The organism is Xenorhabdus sp. PR6a (assembly GCF_028599065.1).
In the GTDB taxonomy this organism is placed as follows: Bacteria; Pseudomonadota; Gammaproteobacteria; order Enterobacterales; family Enterobacteriaceae; genus Xenorhabdus; species Xenorhabdus doucetiae.
In genome coordinates this window covers 1-1,881 of sequence record NZ_JAQRFJ010000143.1, presented here as the reverse complement: position 1 = coordinate 1,881, position 1,881 = coordinate 1, and the positions used below count along the sequence as shown (strand labels likewise).

The 1,881-nt window shown below is 47.2% G+C and carries 4 protein-coding genes and 1 pseudogene; all 5 read right to left on the bottom strand.

What is annotated here, in order from left to right:
• A pseudogene (locus tag PSI15_RS18645) lies at window positions 1–327 on the bottom strand (TreTu family toxin); the annotation flags it as partial.
• Window positions 328–584: 257 nt separating this feature from the next.
• Window positions 585–737, bottom strand: a complete 153-nt coding sequence (locus PSI15_RS17825; RefSeq protein WP_273584680.1) for a PAAR-like domain-containing protein — start codon at window positions 735–737, stop codon at window positions 585–587.
• A complete protein-coding gene (locus tag PSI15_RS17820) occupies window positions 721–855 on the bottom strand; it encodes a hypothetical protein (RefSeq protein ID WP_273584679.1) in 135 nt (44 codons plus the stop codon). The genes PSI15_RS17825 and PSI15_RS17820 overlap by 17 nt, the downstream gene beginning before the upstream one ends.
• 87 nt (window positions 856–942) lie before the next feature.
• Window positions 943–1,323 carry a hypothetical protein gene (locus PSI15_RS17815; protein WP_273584678.1) on the bottom strand — a complete coding sequence of 127 codons (381 nt, stop codon included), beginning with the start codon at window positions 1,321–1,323 and terminating at the stop codon, window positions 943–945.
• Window position 1,324: 1 nt separating this feature from the next.
• Window positions 1,325–1,881, bottom strand: a 557-nt coding sequence (locus tag PSI15_RS17810; RefSeq protein ID WP_273584677.1) for a DUF3990 domain-containing protein, incomplete at its 5' end; no start/stop codon positions are given.

Below are 1,881 nucleotides of genomic sequence, written 5' to 3'. Positions count from 1 at the left end.
GCTTAGCTTGTTTACCGAATGCATCGATATTAGCAGGATAACCAACATGTGTTGTACCAGTTGTACTTTGTACAACTTTGCCAGTATCAAGCATTTTTTGGTGTTCATCAGGACTCATCCAGCGACCAACTTTAGCTGTTGATAATCCCAGCGGGTCAACCCAAGACAGCGGATTATGGACATACCCATAGGGATTAAATCCGCCCGCCAAATTCAGCGGGTCACCAGCCCATTCGGGTCGTAGTGGCTTTCACCGCCTTCACCGTCCAGATAGGTGGTGATGCGGGCGTTATCATCGTAGCGGAAGCGGTCATGCCAGTAGCCACTGGGGGAGTGGGTACTGATGACACGTCCCCGTTCATCGTAGGTAAGGTAAAAATCGGTCTGGTCGGTGTCATGCCAGCGGGTCATCCGCCCCTGAGCATCGTACTCATGCCACAGATGATTGTGCTGGAAGGCATCACACTCGTTCAGATACCCCTGTGAGTCATATTGACAGGTCAACAAACATTGTCCAGCAGGCTGGCTTTCGCGGCTCTCCTGCATATTGATCGTGTGAAGCCGGCCGTTCAGATAATGCAGGCTTAACCGCAGGCCGTCATTGCGGGTGGATGGCACTTTGCCCCCACCGTGCCACTTTTCACCCCGTTGGCCACGCCGGGTTCATCCCCGAGGGTTTGTGGCACAAAACTCTGGGCAAACACCACCACCGGTTGACCGTTAGCCCGCAGCCTCAAACAGCAATACCAGCGCCAGCGGGCGCAAATCAGTGAAATTAAGCTGCGGATGCGCGAGCTGATTGGCGACGACAAAAGCCGCTAAGGGCAGGGAGTGAGCTGCTCTTAAAAAGAACAAAGCCGGAAGATCACGGGGATTTTCCGGCTTTTTGTTCCTGAGTTTAGGAGGACAGGATTTTAATAGTTTTTAGCCTGTTTCCTTCTCTTACCACTCACCAGTATATTCAAAACTAAATTTTGCTAAATTATGTTCCTTTCTATACTGGTCTTCCCATTTCTCAAAACCCTCTGGTTCATCGGCCGGGATGCCCCTTTGCCAATATCCATGTCCATAAACTATTGCCATTGCCCACTCGTATTCAGACTCATGACTAAGTGTCCAAATATTAGAATAGTTTCTAGGAGAATAAACAGCCGGATGCTTTAAAACTAGAGCTTCTGCCTCACTTTCTGACTTATTGGCATACTTGACAATAATGGCTTTCAGCACCTCTACCCAGGTATAAAAATTAAAAATCACTTTCTCATTGGGATCATTTTCATCAGTAAGAACAATCCCATCAATAATACTTTTTTTATCAATCATATTATGGACACTCATCGACTATTTTCCCATTGGCAATTTTTTTAACTGAATCTAAATGTGCATCAAATAATTCCGCTGCTTTTCGAGTATAAAGGGCGAGTTGGTGGCCTTCAATTTTTGGCTTAGCTCCATTGCGAACACCAGTTGGATTTCTTAAATACGGGCCGTCAACACCGTCATAATTATGCACTAGCGTTTGGTCACGACCTGCTTTGACAACAGCCAACCATTCTTTCTTACCTTCAGGCGTGCTCGTATCCAAATATTTTATATTTAATTTGGCTAACTCCGAGTTGGGTATTTCAAATGTAGCCAGTGTTGGAAGACCTCTATCTTTACCCCAATCCAGCGCTTGTTGTTTCGATGCCGTCACATAAAACCCTTTCTTCCCTCCCGGATCAAAATCTTTTTTGCCCTTCCCCTTTGACAGGTCTATCTTCGTATCGTCCTCAAAATAGCCCGCATGGTAAAACGTGGTCGAATCCGGCGATAACCCGAACGGGTCCACAAACCGCACCGGGTTATGCACATAGCCGTACGGGTTAAACCCGCCGTGCA

Coding starts and splice junctions, on each gene's coding strand:
- PSI15_RS17815 (WP_273584678.1), bottom strand. CDS start 1,323: ATGATTGATAAAAAAAGTATTATTGATGGGATTGTTCTTACTGATGAA.